Source organism: Streptomyces sp. R33 (assembly GCF_041200175.1).
Classification (GTDB): domain Bacteria; phylum Actinomycetota; class Actinomycetes; order Streptomycetales; family Streptomycetaceae; genus Streptomyces; species Streptomyces katrae_B.
The window spans coordinates 7,415,922-7,431,998 of sequence record NZ_CP165727.1; the positions used below are offsets into that span (position 1 = coordinate 7,415,922).

General features: G+C 70.5%; 16 protein-coding genes and 3 pseudogenes. 7 read left to right on the forward strand and 12 right to left on the reverse strand.

The annotated features are described in order from the left end of the window. Window positions 1-4 precede the first annotated feature (4 nt). Window positions 5-712 carry a response regulator transcription factor gene (locus AB5J51_RS34085; RefSeq protein ID WP_053787139.1) on the reverse strand — a complete coding sequence of 236 codons (708 nt, stop codon included), beginning with the start codon at window positions 710-712 and terminating at the stop codon, window positions 5-7. Between the two features lie 259 nt (window positions 713-971). On the opposite strand from AB5J51_RS34085, the gene AB5J51_RS34090 reads away from it, so the two are divergent. After that, window positions 972-1,295 carry an STAS domain-containing protein gene (locus AB5J51_RS34090; protein WP_053787140.1) on the forward strand — a complete coding sequence of 108 codons (324 nt, stop codon included), beginning with the start codon at window positions 972-974 and terminating at the stop codon, window positions 1,293-1,295. 157 nt (window positions 1,296-1,452) lie between these two features. After that, window positions 1,453-1,917 carry a pyridoxamine 5'-phosphate oxidase family protein gene (locus AB5J51_RS34095; RefSeq protein WP_369779392.1) on the forward strand — a complete coding sequence of 155 codons (465 nt, stop codon included), beginning with the start codon at window positions 1,453-1,455 and terminating at the stop codon, window positions 1,915-1,917. 14 nt (window positions 1,918-1,931) lie between these two features. Here AB5J51_RS34095 and AB5J51_RS34100 read toward each other — a convergent pair whose 3' ends face one another. Then, on the reverse strand, window positions 1,932-3,614 hold the full coding sequence (locus tag AB5J51_RS34100; RefSeq protein ID WP_369780358.1) for a GAF domain-containing protein: 1,683 nt from the start codon (window positions 3,612-3,614) through the stop codon (window positions 1,932-1,934). A 228-nt stretch (window positions 3,615-3,842) separates the two neighbouring features. Between AB5J51_RS34100 and ppk2 the strand changes: the two genes are divergently transcribed. Further along, window positions 3,843-4,556, forward strand: coding sequence for a polyphosphate kinase 2 (gene ppk2 / locus AB5J51_RS34105; protein ID WP_369779394.1), 714 nt, complete (start codon window positions 3,843-3,845; stop codon window positions 4,554-4,556). Window positions 4,557-4,604: 48 nt separating this feature from the next. Here the strand turns inward: ppk2 and AB5J51_RS34110 are convergent. From AB5J51_RS34110 to AB5J51_RS34135, 6 genes and pseudogenes are all read right to left on the reverse strand, one after another. Further along, window positions 4,605-5,324: pseudogene (locus tag AB5J51_RS34110) on the reverse strand (nitroreductase); the annotation flags it as partial. 93 nt (window positions 5,325-5,417) lie between these two features. Further along, on the reverse strand, window positions 5,418-6,296 hold the full coding sequence (locus AB5J51_RS34115) for a universal stress protein (RefSeq protein WP_369779395.1): 879 nt from the start codon (window positions 6,294-6,296) through the stop codon (window positions 5,418-5,420). A gap of 138 nt (window positions 6,297-6,434) precedes the next feature. After that, window positions 6,435-6,765: pseudogene (locus AB5J51_RS34120) on the reverse strand (CBS domain-containing protein); the annotation flags it as partial. Between the two features lie 7 nt (window positions 6,766-6,772). After that, entirely contained in the window at window positions 6,773-7,405 is a 633-nt protein-coding gene (locus tag AB5J51_RS34125) for a CBS domain-containing protein (protein WP_053787146.1), read from the reverse strand. A 272-nt stretch (window positions 7,406-7,677) separates the two neighbouring features. Continuing rightward, complete coding sequence (locus tag AB5J51_RS34130) at window positions 7,678-8,547, reverse strand: universal stress protein (protein WP_369779397.1); 870 nt, start codon at window positions 8,545-8,547, stop codon at window positions 7,678-7,680. Window positions 8,548-8,580: 33 nt separating this feature from the next. Further along, window positions 8,581-9,249: a CBS domain-containing protein gene (locus tag AB5J51_RS34135; protein WP_369779398.1), complete on the reverse strand. Its 669-nt coding sequence runs from the start codon at window positions 9,247-9,249 to the stop codon at window positions 8,581-8,583. Between the two features lie 250 nt (window positions 9,250-9,499). On the opposite strand from AB5J51_RS34135, the gene AB5J51_RS34140 reads away from it, so the two are divergent. Beyond that, window positions 9,500-10,408 carry a universal stress protein gene (locus AB5J51_RS34140; RefSeq protein ID WP_369779399.1) on the forward strand — a complete coding sequence of 303 codons (909 nt, stop codon included), beginning with the start codon at window positions 9,500-9,502 and terminating at the stop codon, window positions 10,406-10,408. Then, window positions 10,405-11,268, forward strand: coding sequence for a universal stress protein (locus tag AB5J51_RS34145; RefSeq protein WP_369779400.1), 864 nt, complete (start codon window positions 10,405-10,407; stop codon window positions 11,266-11,268). Before AB5J51_RS34140 ends, AB5J51_RS34145 begins: the two co-directional genes overlap by 4 nt. Before the next feature lie 68 nt (window positions 11,269-11,336). Here the strand turns inward: AB5J51_RS34145 and AB5J51_RS34150 are convergent. Further along, window positions 11,337-11,528 (reverse strand): annotated as a pseudogene (locus AB5J51_RS34150) (cation-transporting P-type ATPase); the annotation flags it as partial. Between the two features lie 26 nt (window positions 11,529-11,554). On the opposite strand from AB5J51_RS34150, the gene AB5J51_RS34155 reads away from it, so the two are divergent. Continuing rightward, window positions 11,555-13,282 carry a GAF domain-containing protein gene (locus AB5J51_RS34155; protein WP_369779401.1) on the forward strand — a complete coding sequence of 576 codons (1,728 nt, stop codon included), beginning with the start codon at window positions 11,555-11,557 and terminating at the stop codon, window positions 13,280-13,282. A 15-nt stretch (window positions 13,283-13,297) separates the two neighbouring features. Here AB5J51_RS34155 and AB5J51_RS34160 read toward each other — a convergent pair whose 3' ends face one another. The 3 genes from AB5J51_RS34160 to AB5J51_RS34170 form a co-directional block, all read right to left on the reverse strand. Beyond that, window positions 13,298-13,996 carry a response regulator transcription factor gene (locus AB5J51_RS34160; protein WP_136222129.1) on the reverse strand — a complete coding sequence of 233 codons (699 nt, stop codon included), beginning with the start codon at window positions 13,994-13,996 and terminating at the stop codon, window positions 13,298-13,300. A 92-nt stretch (window positions 13,997-14,088) separates the two neighbouring features. Then, complete coding sequence (locus tag AB5J51_RS34165) at window positions 14,089-14,727, reverse strand: CBS domain-containing protein (protein WP_369779403.1); 639 nt, start codon at window positions 14,725-14,727, stop codon at window positions 14,089-14,091. Window positions 14,728-14,753: 26 nt separating this feature from the next. After that, a complete protein-coding gene (locus AB5J51_RS34170; RefSeq protein ID WP_053787154.1) occupies window positions 14,754-15,218 on the reverse strand; it encodes a Crp/Fnr family transcriptional regulator in 465 nt (154 codons plus the stop codon). A 279-nt stretch (window positions 15,219-15,497) separates the two neighbouring features. Between AB5J51_RS34170 and AB5J51_RS34175 the strand changes: the two genes are divergently transcribed. Continuing rightward, window positions 15,498-15,968 carry a pyridoxamine 5'-phosphate oxidase family protein gene (locus AB5J51_RS34175; RefSeq protein WP_369779404.1) on the forward strand — a complete coding sequence of 157 codons (471 nt, stop codon included), beginning with the start codon at window positions 15,498-15,500 and terminating at the stop codon, window positions 15,966-15,968. Window positions 15,969-16,077 lie beyond the last annotated feature (109 nt).

The window sequence follows — 16,077 nt, forward strand, 5'->3', positions numbered from 1 at the left end:
CCGGCTATTCGGCGGCCGGCATGGGGCGCTGGCTCGGCGGGACCAGCGTATGGCTGGCGATCACGGCTGCTTGGACGCGGCCCTCCACACCCAACTTGGTGAACAGACGCGAGATGATGTTCTTGACGGTCTTCTCGGCGAGGAAAAGCCGCTTGCCGATCTCCCGGTTGGTGAGACCCTCGCTGACCATGACGAGGACCTCCTTCTCCCGGTCGGTGAAGCCGGGCAGACCCGGGACCTGCTCCTCCTTGGGCACGTCACCGCGCATGCGGGCCATCAGCCGGGTCGTGGCTCCGGGATCGAGCATGGACTGGCCGGCCGCGACCGTGCGTACGGCGGTGACCAGGTCGGTGCCGGTGATCTGCTTCAGTACGTAGCCGGAGGCGCCCGCCATCACAGCGTCCAGCAGGGCCTCCTCGTCATCGAACGAGGTGAGCATCAGGCAGGCCAGCTCGGGCATCCGCGAGCGCAGCTCCCGGCACACCCTCACCCCGTCTCCGTCCTGGAGTCGTACGTCCAGGATCGCCACCTGGGGGCGCAGCGCGGGGATCCGGACCAGGGCCTGTTCCGCCGTGCCCGCCTCGCCGACCACGTTCAGGTCCGGCTCCGCGTCCAGCAGATCGTGCACCCCGCGGCGCACGACTTCATGGTCGTCGAGGAGGAAGACCGTGATCGGCGTCTTGGCGGGGGAGGGAGCACCGCTGTCGGTCATGACGCAACTCCTTCGGCTGGGTCCGTCCGGGGCGCACGAACTCCAGCATCCTGCCTGCCGAAGGGGCCGAACGGACAGGGCCGATAGGCCCTCATCCACCCGTTTCCCCGCGGAAAGAGGCCCCATGGGAAAGGGACCTTCGGCCCTCCACAGGGGGCATATGGACCTTCCCCGGACCGGTCTGAGTCCGGTGAGCTGGAGCCGCACGGGGAAAGGCGCGGCTCGGCTTCAGAGCCGCACGCAGCGTGGAGGCTCCGAAATGACCGCCTTGATCGATCTGAAGGCCGTGGTGAGGAACGACGGTGATCTGCGCGTCACCTTGGCAGGAGAACTCGACTTCCACACGGCGGCGCAGGTGGAGCCCCGCCTCACCGAACTCGCCGCGTCCGTTCAACACGGCCTCGTCCTGGACCTGTCCGGGATCTCCTTCTGCGACAGCTCGGGCATCGACCTCTTCATGCGCGTGCACCACCGCTGCCGCTCGGCCGGAACCACGCTCCGGCTGTGTGGCGTGCCCCCTCTGGTGGCCAAGTCGATGCGGGTGCTCGGGGCCGACCGCGAGCTGGGGCTCGCGGCGGCCTGATCAGGGCGGTGGCCGGAGTCTGTTTCCGGGTCGGGACCGTTCGTCCCTGGTTCTCGTGGTGCTCGAGAAGGAGGCTGGTGGCTCGGAAGCCGCAAGACCGACCGATGCCGGATGAAGGTGCGCAGGATGAAGGAGGGCGGCGGCATACAGCGCACCGATGCAGGATGGCGATGTGACGGCCGCCCGGCACATGCGAGAGCTCGACAGGACGGAGGCGCTGAGACTGGTGGCGACCGTGTCCCTGGGACGAATCGTCTTCACGCAGCACGCTCTGCCGGCAGTGCGCCCGGTCAACCATCTCGTCGAGGGCGAGGACATCATCGTGCGGATCCACGACGACGGGGCGCTCACATCCCTCATGGCCCCGGCCGATGTCACCGGCGTGGTCGTCGCCTACGAAGCGGACGCCATCGATCCCGTCACCCACCTCGGCTGGAGCGTCGTCGTCACCGGCTACGCGCGGCCGGTGGCCGACGCCGACGAGGCGGCCCGGTTCGCTTCCATGCTGCGTCCTTGGGCGGGACGCCCCACGGCCCGGGCCCTGCGGATCCGCCCCGCCCTCGTCACCGGATTCCGGCTGGAAGCGGAGCGGACGCTGCCGGAGACGGCTGCCCGGGGATGATCGAGTCGGCCCCGTCAGCTCCCGGTGGGGAGCGGTGCCCGCCAGACGAGTCGGCTGCCCCCGTCGCCGGGGGTGTCCACGGTGAAGGACCCGCCCACGCCCCGCGCCCGGTCGTCGAGGTTGCGCAGGCCGCTCCTGCGGCCCTGGGCCGGGATGCCCCTGCCGTTGTCCGAGACCGTCAGCACGATCTCGCCCGGCTCCGCCTTGAGGGCCACGGCGACCCTGGTCGCCCCTGCGTGGCGCGCGGCGTTGCTCAAGAGCTCGCCCAGCGCAGCCATGACGTGGTCGGCCACCTCGGACGGGACGTCCGTGTCGAGCAGGCCCTCCATGCTCAGACGCGGCGGATGGCCGAGGGTGATGGCCGCGTCGCCGACCGCCCGGGCAGCGCGGGCCCGCAGACCCGGTCCGCTCTCACGATCCTTGGTACGCAGACCGAAGATCGTCGATCGGATGATCTTGATGGTCTCGTCCAGGTCGTCGACCGCACGGCTGATGCGCTCGGCGGCCCCCTCGTGCTCGACGAGCCGCGCGGCGCTCTGGAGGGTCATGCCCGTGGCGAAGAGCCGCTGGATGGCCAGGTCGTGCAGGTCCCGTGCGATCCGGTCCCGCTCCTCCAGCAGTGCGATCTGCTCGGTGTCCCGGCGCCGCTCCGCCAGCTCCAGGGCGATGGCCGCCTGCCCCGCGAAGGCGACGAGCGGCTCCAACTCGTTCTCGCCGAAGACGGGCTCGCCGGCTGCGCGCGCGAGCAGGAGTACGCCCCTGCTCTCTCCGCCTGTGGTGCCCAGCGGGACCGCGACGGCGGGACCCAGCCCGCCCTGTGTCTGCGCATCGGCCGGATAGCGGCCGTTGTCCGAGGCGTGAACGACCGCCACGGGTTGCCCGGTCTGGTGAGCGGTTCCCGAGAGAGATCCTGCGAAGGGGACGACGAGCCCCTGCCGGGCCTTGCTGTCCGCACCGGCCGCGAACTCCACGAACAGCCCCTCGGCACCGGGAACCGGCATGGAGATGTCCGAGATGCGGGCGCCCGTGATCTCCCGTGCCCGGAGGGCGATGAGCTCCAGCACAGCCGGACGGGGACTGCCCGACAGCAGGCTCTCGGTGATCTCCGCATTGGCCTTGAGCCACCGCTGCTGGCGCTGCGACGCCTCGTACAGCCGGGCGTTGTCGATCGCCACGCCCGCCGCCACCGAGAGGGTGGAGATCACCGTCTCGTCCTCGGTGTCGAAATCGACCCCGCCCCGCTTGTCGGTCAGATAGAGGTTCCCGAACACCTCGTCCCGCACCCGGATCGGCACGCCGAGGAACGTGCGCATGGGCGGGTGGTGCGGTGGAAACCCGTACGACGAGGAGTGAGCACCGAGATCGGTGAGGCGCAAGGGCTCCGGGTGGTGGATGACTTCTCCGAGCAGACCGTGACCAGCCGGCAGGGGACCGATTTCGGCGATGGCTTCCTCGGTGAGCCCCACGGTCAGGAACTGCGACAGCGTGCGGCCGTGGGGGCCGATGACCCCCAGCGCCCCGTACTCGGCGTCCACGAGCAGCGCCGCTGCCTCCACGATCCGCCGCAACACCTGGGCCAGATCCAGTTCCCGGCCCACCGAGACGACGGCCTCCAGCAGGCTGTGCACCCGGTCCCGGGTGCCGCGCACGGCGTCGATTCGTACTTGGAGCTCGTCGAGCAGCTCGTCCAGCCGCATCCGAGGCACTTGCGTCAACGGATCCCCCACACCCACGTGATTCCCCTTCGCCGCCCGCCCCGTGCGGAGCCAGCGTATCGACAGCCCGGCCTTGCGGGGCGGGGAGCGGGAACGCCGGCAGGACGACGGGATCGCGACGCGCCGAGGCGTGAGCGGCGTCGTTGCGTACGGCCGCTGGCCGTGACTGACTTGATCGCAGAATCGGACGGCAGAGGGGCGGAGACGGCCATGGGCCTTAAGAAGGCGGTCTACGAGAGAGAACTGCTGCGGCTCCAGACGGAGCTGGTCAAGCTCCAGGAGTGGACGCGCGCGGAAGGCGCCCGCCTGGTCGTCGTCTTCGAGGGGCGTGACGCCGCGGGCAAGGGGGGCACGATCAAGCGCGTCGCAGAACACCTCAATCCCCGTGTCGCACGCATCGCCGCGCTGCCCACACCGACGGAGCGGGAGCGTACCCAGTGGTACTTCCAGCGGTACGTCGAGCACCTGCCCGCCGCCGGCGAGATCGTGCTGTTCGACCGCAGCTGGTACAACCGGGCCGGGGTCGAGCACGTCATGGGCTTCTGCACGCCCGCGGAACACCAGCTCTTCCTGCGGCAGTGTCCGGTCTTCGAGCGGATGCTGGTGGAGGACGGGATCCTGCTCCGCAAGTACTGGTTCTCCGTCAGCGATGCAGTGCAGGAGGAGCGGTTCCGCGCCCGTGCGGAGGACCCGTTGCGCCGGTGGAAGCTCTCCCCGATGGATCTGGAGTCCCTCACGCGACTGAACCGCGGTAGGCGCCGGTGGTGTCTACTCCCGGATTTCCAGGACCTCGGTCAACGGGCGGCGGGGCGTGTCGGGGCCTGCGGGGCCGTAGCCGAGGCGGAAGACCATTTGCACGTGTCCCATGGCCGCGACCGGGTCGCGGGCCGTCCAGCGCAACTCCGGCCACTCCAGGGGGTGTGACGTCATCGACGTGGCAAGTCCGTCGGCAGTGGCCTGCAGAAGGACCCGCTCCATTGCCTGGCCGGCGCGCAGCCAGTCGGCTCTCGTGTCCCCCGGGGTGCTCAGCAGAGCCAGTTGCGGCCGCTTCTCGAACACGGCCCAGCCGCGATCCGGTATCGGGTTGGCCCAGCCGAAGTCACGTACGGGCGTGCGGCCGCCAGAAGCCTTCGGTCCGAACGCGGCGGCGGGAATGCCGTCACTACGCGTGCCCGAAGCGTCCTGCGTGGGGGAGGCCCAGGTCGCGGTTTCCGCCCGGGCGAGCGGATCGATCTCCTCGCGGTGTTCTGCGTCCCGTACCAGCCCGAGCACGGTGTCGATGTGCCAGGTGTCCGGGACGGTGAGGCGGCAGCCTTCCAAGTGGGCCGCGGCCCACAGACCGTCGAGCAGTGCGGTCGGCACCGGCTCCTCGCTGAAGGGGTAGCGGCTGGTGTGCCGGCGCCGGACGGCGTCGTGCAGGGAGGCGAGCTCGCGGTCCGCGCCCGCAGTTTCGTCGATGGTCACCGTGGCGAGCAGCCATGGTTCGGCGTCGTCGGGCAGGAGCTGAACGCGGACGGGGAGACCGATCCGGGCTGCGGACACGCGGAGGTTGAACAGTGCCGCGGCACAGCCGAGGTGGAGGCTGCGGTGGTTCGGGTCGGTCCGCGTCATCGCGCGTTCCGGATCGCCGTACAGGGCGAGGGCGCCGCTGCCGGCATGGAACACGAACTTCCATGGCTGGGCGTTGTGCATGGACGGGGCGGTGACGGCGTCGCCGACGAGCTGGATGACGGTGTCGGGGTCGAGGTGTGTTGCGGTCACGGGACTGGTCCTGTCTATGCGGCCTCAGTCGTGCGCCACGACGGCGACCGGTGAGGTGGCGTGGTGCATCACCGCGTGGGTGATGGGGCCGATGCGGGCACCGAGTGCCGGACGGCGGATTCGCCGGCCGACCACGACGAGTGCCGCGCCGGACGCGGCGTCCAGGATCTGGCTGGCGGGCTGGCCGATGACGATGCGGGCATCGAGGGCGAGCCGCGGGTACTTCTTCTCCCAGGGGCTCAGCAGCTCGCGAAGCGTGGTCTCGAGTCCGTCGGCCATCTCCTTCTCGACGCCGGGATCGAGGACGGGAGCGTAGGAGAAGACCGGCGGGAGCGACCAGCCGTGTACGACGACGAGCGGGCAGGCCCGCCGGTCCGCTTCCTCGCAGGCGAAAGCGAGGAGCCGATCGCAGTTGCTGCGCAGGTCCACTCCGAGCACCACCGGTCCGGCATCACCCGCGGGCCTGGGCGGACGGTCTTGGCCGTCGACGGAGCGCACGAGGACGACGGGCGTGTCGGTCTCGGGGATGGTCGCCGAGCCGGTCGAGCCCACGACGAACCCGGCCATGGCGCCGAGACCGCGTGAGCCGAGCACGAGCAGGTCCGCATCGGCTGCGCAGGAGGCGAGGACCTTGGAGGCCGTGAGTCCTTTGGTGCCGTGGGTGCTGATGTCGAGCGCGCCGTACTCGCGCAGCAGCCGGTCCCGTGTGCGCGAAAGGAGCTCCTCCGCCCACTGATCACGCGGTTCGGGGAGCGGCACGGCGAAAGGACCGTACTGCGCCCAGTCTTCCGCGTGGACGAGTTCCAGGGCCGCGCCACGCAGTTCGGCCTCGTGGGCGGCCCAGTCGGCAGCGGCGGTGTCGGCGCCCGATCCGTCCAGACCTACCGTGATCCGGTTCGACATGGTGTTCCTCCCGGGGCCGTATGGTCGGCTTCTCTCAGCCTCTTCCGCTTGTGGTGCCCTGGGAAGGACCGAGCGGCCCATCCGGGGACCGACCGGCCCCTGCTTGCACACTCAGCTCGGCTCGGCCTCGGCGCAGGTCAGTCTGTTGTCGACTTCGACGGTGATGGCCGAAGGAGCCAGGTGGAGAGTCCGGGTGAGGACGTCCTCGAGCGTCTCTTGCTGTATCGCGTGGTCGCGACGGAGGAAGAGCCGGATCAGGTCGCTGCGACTGAGGATGCCGACCACGCGGCCTTGCTCGTCGACGACCGGCAGCCGCTTGACCCGGTGCCGCTGCATGATGCGGGCCGCGCGGACCACGCTCCACTCAGGTGTCGTACTCCTTCAGGAGCCGGGCGATCTCCTTGAACGCGGTCGTGCGCCGGACGGTGACGGCGGTGTGCGTCATCAGGTCCGCGACGCTGCGGTGCATCGTGCCCTCAGGCGGAGACGGGGGCGGTGAAATCCGCCTTGACGTCGACGACGCCCGGTACGGTGCCGGCGGCGCGCACGACGATGTCTTCCATCGCGGGGTCCGGCAGCGACCCGGTGAGGTAGGCGATGCCGTTGGCGACGTGGACGTGCACCTCGACGGGGCCGTGCGCGTGGACGTGTGCTTCGGCGGGAACCTGCGGGAGCAGCTGGTACATGATCAGTTCGCGGATCTCGGCGCCGATGTCCTCGTCCGGGCGCAGGAAGACCTTGAGCAGGTCACCGCGGCTGACGACGCCGACGAGGCGGCCGTCGCCGTCGACCACGGGAAGGCGCTTGAGGTGCCTTCGGGCCATCAGACGTGCCGCGGTGGGGATGGTGGCGTCCTTCGTGACGGTCACGGCCGGGCGGGTCATCAGCTGCTCGGCGGTGGCATCGTGGGCCGTGTCGGAGCCTTGGGGCTTGAGCAGCAGGTCGGCTTCGGAGACGACGCCGACCACCTGTCCGCCCTTGCCAAGGACGGGGAGCGCGCTGACGTTCCACATCCGCAGCTCTTCCACGATGTCCTTGAACGCGGTTCCTCGGTCGACAGAGATCACGGTGTGTGTCATGACGTCCTCGACGTTGCGCAGGTGCTTCATGGTCTTCCTCCTCGATGGAACGGCCGGCACTTGCGATGGTGCGAAGGGCGACCGTTTTGCGGGTAGGGACGTCCGGGGCCCGAGGCGGTCCGGCCGACCCTGGCGGGCCCCGCCCGGGGGTGGTTCCATGGAAGTGCGGAAAGGGTCCTTGCGAGGATGCGGAGAAGCGGCCGAGCGCCGTGCACCGCACAATCGGGATCCGCGAGAAGCGGACGGACTCTTTCCGCCCTTGGTGCGTTCCTCGCACGGGCGTTCACCGGTTTTCCGCTCCTTCAGTCGTGGGCGATGACGGCCACGGGGGCTGCTGCGTGGTGCAGGACCGCGTGGGCGACCGAGCCGAGGTGCGCGCCGAGCGGGGAGCGGCGCACACGGCGTCCCACGACGACGAGTCCCGCGCCCTGCGAGGCCCGGACGAGATGCCCGCCCGCCGATCCCATGAACACGTTGTGGCTGACGTTCACGTTGGGGAACTTGTGCTGCCAGGGCAGCAGCATGTCGCCCACCATGTGCGTGACGCTCCTGCCGATGTCCCGTTCGTTGTCCGGGTCGAAGAAGGGGGCGTAGCTGTAGGCGGCCGGCATCTTCCAGCCGTGCACGGCCCGCAAGGGGCAGTGACGACGGTCCGCCTCTTCGAAGGCGAAGGCGAGTACCCGGTCGCACGCTTCGTGGATGTCGACGCCCACGACGATCTCGGCGCCGGAGCCGGTGCCCGGGCCGTCCGGGTCGTCGGCGGCGCGAACGAGGACGACCGGGGTGTCCGTCGCGACCACAGTGGACATCGCCACCGAGCCCGCGACGAAACCGACCAGGCCGCCCAGACCGCGCGATCCCAGAACGAGCAGCCCGGCGTCGGCGGCTTCGGCCGCGAGGGCGGCGGCCGGCCGGGCCGTCAGGCAGCGGGTCGTGATCTCCAGGTTCTGGTGGCGCCCGTGCAGTTCCTGCGCGGCTTCGGTCAGGGCTTGGTCCGCCCAGCGGTCCACGTCCTGGCGGCCCAGGCCGGGGAGCACCGGGTCCAAGGGCCAGTCGACGGCGTGCACGAGCCGCAGCGGCACCTGCCGTAGGAGGGCCTCCTGCGCTGCCCAGCGGGCTGCTCCCCGGCTTTCCGGGGAGCCGTCGACTCCCACGGTCACGTGGTGTTTCATGGCTGCGATTCCCTTCGTGAGCTCCGGTGTTCATCACCACGGCATTGCGTGCCGGGCCTGGTCCGCGTACGTGGCTGCCGTGTCATCGGTGCGGGCGGTGACACGCGATGCCACAGCGACGACCCCTTCGAGTTGCTCGACGAGGCCGAGGAGTGGGGGGAGCTGGCTCCGGCGTTCGACATGGCCCTCCAGAGTGACGACGCCGTCCACCACGTGGACGTCGACGTCCTCGGTCGGCACGCCGAGTGCCTCCGCGAGGATCTCGTCGTTGATACGTCGTCGTATCTCGGAGTCCGGGCGCAGGAACATGCGGAGCAGGTCCCGGCGCGTGACGATGCCGACGAGCCGGTCTTCCACGTCCACGACGGGGAGGCGTTCGATGGCACGGCGGGTCATCAGCCGGGCGGCGTCGGCCGCTGTCTCTTCGGCGCGGACGGTGACCGCGGGCGCGGACATGACGTCGCTCGCGGTGGGCGGCTCCCCCGCTGTGCCGTTCTGCCAGGAGGAACCGGGGCCAGGTCCCGCATGGGCCAGCAGGTCCGTCTGCGAGACGACACCCATCACGCGGTCCTCGTCGTCCAGGACAGGGACACCGGAGATGTCGTACTGGGCGAGGAGCTTCGCAACGTCCTTGAAGGCGGTACCCGGGGCCGCGGAGACGACCTCGTCGGTCATCAGGTCCGCCACCTTGATGTGCTTCATGAGGCCCTCCTGCTCCGCGTGTCACGCGACGCTGGTGTCCGGTGTGGGGTGTGCCCCCACCATCCGTCCTCGACCGCCGACGATCGAGGGCCGAACGGTCCCGTCCGGGGGCCCGTAAGGGCCCGGGGTGCCAAGCCGTGGCGATGGGGACCTTTGGCCCCGTCGGCGGCCCCGGGAGGCCCTCTTCCCGAAGCACCGACGGTGCCAGCGTGAGAGGTGTCCCTCATCGGCTTCTCGGTTGGGAGGAATCGTGGAAAGCACCTTCCGTACGCCCGACACCAGCTCGGTCGTCGTCGGCGTGGACGGCTCGCAGCCGGCCCGCGTCGCTGCCCTGTGGGCGGCCAAGGAGGCAGAACGCCGGGACCGTCCGCTGCACATCGTGTACGGCGCCGACACCGACGGCAGGGCCTTGTACCTGTCGGCGGAGACCATCGAACGGGTCCGCGTCAACGGTCGGGCGCTCCTGGACGACACGGCGAAGGCCGTGTCGGCCGAGTACCCCGGGCTGACCGTGACCACCGAATTCAGCCGCGCGGGTGCCGTCGACAGCCTGCACCGGGCGGGCGGGCTCCACGGCACGGTCGTGGTCGGCAACCGCGGCCTGGGCGGGTTCGACTCCCTCATGCTCGGATCGGTCGGCCTGGATGTCGCGGCCGCCGCCATGACGCCCCTCATCGTCGTCCGAGGCGTCGACGGGACCGAGGAGACCGGTACGGTCCTCGCGGCGATCCGCGACGAACACGACCTCCTGATCGCCCGGTACGCCGCCAAGGAAGCCGAGCTGCACAAGGCCTCCCTGCGGCTGCTGCACGTGTGGAACGTGCTCCAGTCCGTCGGCGAGGTGGTCAGCATGCTCGACGGCGTGGACGAGATCGCGAGTGGGCACGCAGAGGCCCTGCGGGCCGTTACGGACGTGGTCCGCGACGAGTTCCCGGACCTGGAGGTACAGGCCGATGCCGAGAAGAGCATCTCCGTGGCCGGTGTCCTCGTCGAGGCGTCCCGTCACGCGGACCTGCTCGTCATGGGCGGCCGCCGGGTCCCAGGGCCCCTCGGACTCGCCCCCAACCTGGGCATGGCGACGCACAGCCTGCTGCACCACGCCCACTGCCCCGTGGTCCTCATTCCCCGGACAGGCAGCGACTTCGGGAGCCGGTCATGACCATCCACCCTGCAGGAAGCCGTGACATCGTCGTGGGCATCGACCCGGACAGGAACTGGCACCTCGCCCTGGCCTGGGCCGCCGACGAAGCACAACGGCGCAGGCTCCCGCTGCGCCTGGTGCTCGCGGTACCGCCCCAGCACGACACCCAGCACGTCGATGACACCCCCGGCGAGACCGCCCTGCGGCAGACCGGATCCGACAGGCTCGAACAAGCGTGCAACTGGGTGCGTGACCGCCACCCCGAGGTGGCCGTCACCGGTGATCTGCTCGGCGGCTTCCCCGCCCCCGTCCTGGGCGGTGCGGCGCGAGAGGCCCGCATGATCGTCCTCGGGTCCCGGCACCTGAGCCGAACCGCCGAGTTCTTCAGCGCCGGCTCGCTCGTGGTACCCGTCACCGCCCAGGCCCATTGCCCGGTCGTCGTCGTGGGCGACTCCGAGCACATCAGCCAGCAGCCGCCCTACATCGTGGCGGGTATCGACGGCAGCGCGTCCGCCACGGCCGCGCTGGCCTTCGCCTTCGACGAGGCCGACCTCCGGGGTGCGGCGCTGCGGGTCGTCTGCGTGTGGCAGCGGCCGCTGATCATGCTGGACGACGAGGAGGTGGCGCTGCGGGCGCAGCGCACTCTGCTCTCCGAAGCCACCGCCGGCCTGTCCGAGAAGTACCCGGACGTGCACGTCACCCACGAGGTCCTCACCGGCCACCCGGTCGAGGAACTGGCCCGGGCCGCCGAATTCGCCCTGGCCGTCGTCGTGGGCCGGCGCGGCCGCGGCGGGTACACCGGCATGCGGATCGGCTCCGTCGTCCACGGCCTCCTGCACCGTGCGCACTGCCCCGTGATCACCGTCCCCACCGACTGAGCCCGCCATGACCACTCGCGCGACCGAGATGCCGTCTGCCGAGCCAGTGGCCGTGGAGGCGTGGGTCGCGGAGGTGCCACCTCGTTGCGTCCGTACCGGGCCAGTCGGCGTGCGGCCTCGGCCTGCGTCAGCCCCGCCGGGCACCTGCACGACGGCACCGGTACCTCTCGGCACGAGCAGAGGCCGTACGGGGCAATCGCCCGCTGAATGGGAAGGCCGGGCCCTCCGGCCGGAGATACCGTGGAAGCGATGGCCGTCACGCCATCGCTTCCGGCTGGAGGTGGGCATGAGCGGAGGCGAGCAGCCCACCGGGAGCGGTGTTCCGCGGCTGCGGCTCGACGAGCTGCTCGACGAGCTGCAGGTACGGATCGACGAGGTCAGGGGCACGCGGGACCGGCTGAACGGTCTGCTCGAGGCCGTCATGTCGGTGGGCCGGGAACTCGACCTGCCGCAAGTCCTGCGCGGCATCGTCGAAGCCGCCGTGGTGCTCGTGGACGCGGAATACGGGGCCCTCGGCGTCATCGGGGACGACAAGAGGCTGGCGGAGTTCCTTCCCGTCGGCATCAGCGACGGCCTCCGCGCGCAGATCGGGGACCTGCCGTCCGGCCACGGCATCCTCGGCGAGCTGATCCGCCACCCCGAGCCGCTGCGGCTGTCGGAGTTGTCCGGGCATCCCGCCTCGTACGGATTCCCGGCCCATCACCCGCCGATGCATTCCTTCCTCGGTGTCCCGATCCGGGTTCGCGAGGAGGTCTTCGGCAACCTCTATCTGACCGAGAAGCGGGGCGGAGCCGAATTCGACGCCGAGGACGAGGCGGTCCTGTCCACCCTCGCCGTTGCGGCCGGCATCGCCATCGAGAACGCCCGGCTGTTCGAGGAGGTCCGGCTGCGCGAGCGGTGGCTGGAGGCCAGCTCGGACATCACCAGCGCCCTGCTCTCCGGAGCGCCCGAGGACGAGGTCCTCGAGGGCATGCTGGAGCGGGCCAAGGACATCACGGGCGCGGCCATGGGTGCCTTCTACCTGCTCGGCTCCGGCGGTGAACTGAGGGGCTCGCTCGCTCTCGGGGAGGGAGCCGAGGCGCACCGCGGGATCGTCCTGCCCAGTACTCGGGGAACTCTCGCCGAGGCCGCACTGGCCCGCGACGGTCTCATCACAGTCCCCGACGTGGCGACCGACGAGCGCGTCACCGTGCAACCGGAGAGGTGGACGGGCTTCGGCCCGGCGGTCGCCGTCACCGTCGGCACCAAGGAAAGACTGAGCGGCGTCCTGATCCTGGCCAGGAGGCACGGTCGCCCCGTGTTCGCGTCTGCCGAAATCGCCGCACTTCCGGGCTTCGCGGGCCAGGCCGCCCTCGCTTTGGAGCTCGCCGACCGGCGCCGCGACGCCGAGCAGATGAGCCTGCTGGAGGACCACGACCGCATCGCCCGTGACCTGCACGACCTGGCCATCCAGCGCCTCTTCGCCACCGGCATGACCCTCCAGAGCGCCCAGCGTTTCGTCGACCATCCCCAGGCGGCCGAACGCCTCGCGCGCGCCGTGGACGACCTGGACGCGACCATCAAGATCATCCGATCGACCATCTTCGGCCTCCGCGAGCACGAGGCCCCCGGCAAGGCGCCCAAGATGCGCTCCCGTCTGGTCCAGGCTCTGGATGAGGCCTCGGCGGCCCTCGGCTTCGCCCCGGCCCTGCGGATGGAGGGGCTGATCGACACCGGCGTACCGTCGGCCGTCGCGGACGAGGCCCTCGCCGTGGTGGGGGAAGCCCTCACCAACGTCGCCCGCCATGCCGAGGCCACGCGGGCGGAGGTCTCGATCGCTGAGGCCGACGGGAGCCTGATCGTCACCGTGACCGACAACGGCGTCGGCCTGCCCGCAGGCGGCCGGCGCAGCGGACTGCGGAACCTGGCGGAGCGTGCCGAAAGGCTCAGCGGCCGGATGGAGGTTGCGGCGCGGGGGGACGGGGAGCGGGGCACTCGCCTGGAGTGGCAGGTACCTCTCGTTCCGCCAAAGTGACCGGCTTAGGCGTTCCTACCGGTTGGCCGCCCCGGTGTCGTGCTCGCGCACCTGGGCGGCGATCACGGCCGCCTGGACCCGTCGCTCCACGCCGAGCTTGCCCAGCAACCGGGAGATGTGGTTCTTGACCGTCTTCTCGGACAAGTAGAGCTGCTTGGCGATCTGCCGGTTGGTGAGGCCCTCGCCGATGAGCTCCAGGACGGCCCGCTCCCGTTCGGACAGCGCCGCCAGGCGTGCGTCTTCCGGTGCCTTCGCCGTTTCCGGGTCGCGCAGGGAGTGCATCAGGCGGGCAGTGGTCGCGGGGTCCAGCATGGACTGGCCGGTGGCGACCGTTCGTACGGCCGAGACCAGATCGGAGCCCTTGATCTGCTTCAGGACGTAGCCGGCAGCCCCTGCCATGATCGCGTCCAGCAGGGCGTCCTCGTCGTCGAACGAGGTCAGCATCAGACAGGCCAGACCCGGCATGCGCGAGCGCAGCTCGCGGCAGACGGTGATGCCGTCGCTGTCAGGGAGCCGCACGTCGAGTACGGCGACGTCCGGACGGAGCGCCGGCCCGCGGGCGAGCGCCTGCTCCGCGGTGCCGGCTTCGCCCACGACGGTGATGTCCGGCTCTGCGTCCAGAAGGTCATGCAGCCCGCGTCGGACCACCTCGTGGTCGTCGAGGAGGAACACCTTGATCGGCGCCTCTGCGGAGGCGTTCGGATCGTCGGACATGGTCGCCCCTGGCTCGGTCCCGTCTACGCGTTTCCATCAGAATTGTCGCAGTAAGGCGCACCATGCACCCTGTGGCTGACGAGGAGGGCCGCTTAGGCAGCGATGGTGCTTTCCAGCTCCATCCGGACGTCCACGACACCCTCGACCGCGCGGATCGCCCGTGCGAGGAGGGGGACCAGGGCCCGGTCCCGGAGCGGGCCGCGCAGAGTGACAACCCCGTCCTGTACGGCGAGGTCCACGCTCACACCGGGTGTCAGCTCGGTGAGCACGCTCTCGCGGATCTCCTCCTCGAGCTCCTCGTCGGGCCGCAGGAACACCTTGAGGAGGTCGCTGCGGCTGACCACACCTTCCAGCATGCCGAGCGCGTTCACCACGGGCAGGCGCTTGACGTGCTTGCGCGCCATGATCCGGGCGGCCTCGGCGACGGGCGCGTCCGGGTGCACGGTGATCGCCGGGCTCGACATGAGCTCCTCGGCCAGCACCCCGCCGGCCTTGGAAGCCTCCTCCAGCTGATCGGGCAGCGCGGGGTCCGTACGCCGGAACTCCTCCTTCGGCAGCAGATCCGCCTCGGAGACCACTCCCACGACGCGGCCCTCGCCTTCCAGGACGGGGACCGCGCTGACCTTCCACTCGTGCATCAGCTCGACGATCTCCTTGTAGGACGCCTCCCTGCCTATGGCCACGGCCGTGTGCGTCATGACGTCACTGACGGTGTAGCGGGATGCGGGCATGGCCGCCTCCTTCGGCGTACGGACGATCAGAGGAAGCTGCCGCTGCCGTAGGGCGCGTACAGATCGAGAAGGCGCACGCGGGCGGCCTGCAGCCGGTTGGCGAGGACCTGCCCGACCCAGTGGCCCAGGGCAGAGCCGAAAGCGGTGTCGGTGTCCATCAGCGCCCGCACGCGCTCCGCGTCGAACTCGTACGCGCGGACGGGTGTCATAGCCTCGGCGCCCAGGCGCCAGGAGTACGGCTTGAAGAGCCACGAGCAGCCGACCAGCTGGCCGGCGCCGAGGCTCTCGATGACCGCGGCGCGCCGCCCGGGCACATGGACGTCCAAGGTCACGGTGCCGGACCGGACGATCCAGAACCGGTCGGCGTGGCCGCCCTCGCGGAAGAGACGCGTCCCTTCCTCGAAGTTGACCTCTCGGGCCAGTGCCATCAGACGGGAGCGGCAGTCGGCGGGCAGTGCCTCGGAGATACGGGTGGGTGAAGGGGTGCTCATGGACGGCCTCCTGTTCGAGTCCGTCTTCAGTCTTGGCCTTCCCGCCGATCCTGGGCATGGGCCCTGTGGTCCCGTCCAGGGGCCGATCGGCCCATGTCCGGGATCGGCGTACGCGGAGATCCTGGCTGCAGACGGCCCGTTCACGGCTCTCGCCCCTGTCCGACTGGCAGGCGTGGGACGTTCGGGAATGGGCACGGCTTGGAGACCGGGGGTGTTCGGCTCCCTCACCACGCCGTCCATCCGGATCGCGGCCTGCTCGCTCGACGAAGGACGTCCACGATGAAAAGCCACCCGGCCGGTGCGACCACCGCTTCGTCTGCCGGCAGTGTGCCGGGACGGCAGATGGACGAGCTCGGCGCCGACGAGGCGCTGCAGCTGCTCGGCAGCGCCGAACTGGGCCGGATCGTCTTCACCCGGCACGCACTGCCCGCCGTGCGCCCGGTCAACCACGTTCTCGATGCCGGCGACATCATCGTCCGCGTCCAGGACGGATCGACGTTGGCGGCGCTGCTCGCGACCCGGCAGGGTACGGGCGTGGTCGTCGCCTACGAGGCCGACGACATCGATCCGGGTGAGCACCTGGGCTGGAGCGTGGTCGCCACCGGCTACGCCACCGCTGTCACCGACCCGGACGAGATCGAGCGGTACGTGCGCCTCCTGGAGCCCTGGGCCGTGGGCAGCGCATCGGGAGCGATCCGGATCCGACCCGACCTGATCACCGGCTTCCGCTTGCGCGAGGGCGGCCCGTAGCGGTGCCCGTTCGCGCGCTTCACCTCCACGCCGCCCTCCGCACGTCACGATGGTGCGGCACACGCCCGTAGGCTGGAGCAGAGGGCGGCCGAGCGCCGCCCCGGCACGC

What these genes read in the sequence shown, in the direction of transcription:
- AB5J51_RS34085 (WP_053787139.1), bottom strand. Translation starts at nt 712, where the DNA reads ATGACCGACAGCGGTGCTCCCTCCCCCGCCAAGACGCCGATCACGGTC.
- AB5J51_RS34090 (WP_053787140.1), top strand. Translation starts at nt 972, where the DNA reads ATGACCGCCTTGATCGATCTGAAGGCCGTGGTGAGGAACGACGGTGAT.
- AB5J51_RS34095 (WP_369779392.1), top strand. Translation starts at nt 1,453, where the DNA reads ATGCAGGATGGCGATGTGACGGCCGCCCGGCACATGCGAGAGCTCGAC.
- AB5J51_RS34100 (WP_369780358.1), bottom strand. Translation starts at nt 3,614, where the DNA reads ATGCGGCTGGACGAGCTGCTCGACGAGCTCCAAGTACGAATCGACGCC.
- ppk2 (WP_369779394.1), top strand. Translation starts at nt 3,843, where the DNA reads ATGGGCCTTAAGAAGGCGGTCTACGAGAGAGAACTGCTGCGGCTCCAG.
- AB5J51_RS34115 (WP_369779395.1), bottom strand. Translation starts at nt 6,296, where the DNA reads ATGTCGAACCGGATCACGGTAGGTCTGGACGGATCGGGCGCCGACACC.
- AB5J51_RS34125 (WP_053787146.1), bottom strand. Translation starts at nt 7,405, where the DNA reads ATGAAGCACCTGCGCAACGTCGAGGACGTCATGACACACACCGTGATC.
- AB5J51_RS34130 (WP_369779397.1), bottom strand. Translation starts at nt 8,547, where the DNA reads ATGAAACACCACGTGACCGTGGGAGTCGACGGCTCCCCGGAAAGCCGG.
- AB5J51_RS34135 (WP_369779398.1), bottom strand. Translation starts at nt 9,249, where the DNA reads ATGAAGCACATCAAGGTGGCGGACCTGATGACCGACGAGGTCGTCTCC.
- AB5J51_RS34145 (WP_369779400.1), top strand. Translation starts at nt 10,405, where the DNA reads ATGACCATCCACCCTGCAGGAAGCCGTGACATCGTCGTGGGCATCGAC.
- AB5J51_RS34155 (WP_369779401.1), top strand. Translation starts at nt 11,555, where the DNA reads ATGAGCGGAGGCGAGCAGCCCACCGGGAGCGGTGTTCCGCGGCTGCGG.
- AB5J51_RS34160 (WP_136222129.1), bottom strand. Translation starts at nt 13,996, where the DNA reads ATGTCCGACGATCCGAACGCCTCCGCAGAGGCGCCGATCAAGGTGTTC.
- AB5J51_RS34165 (WP_369779403.1), bottom strand. Translation starts at nt 14,727, where the DNA reads ATGCCCGCATCCCGCTACACCGTCAGTGACGTCATGACGCACACGGCC.
- AB5J51_RS34170 (WP_053787154.1), bottom strand. Translation starts at nt 15,218, where the DNA reads ATGAGCACCCCTTCACCCACCCGTATCTCCGAGGCACTGCCCGCCGAC.
- AB5J51_RS34175 (WP_369779404.1), top strand. Translation starts at nt 15,498, where the DNA reads ATGAAAAGCCACCCGGCCGGTGCGACCACCGCTTCGTCTGCCGGCAGT.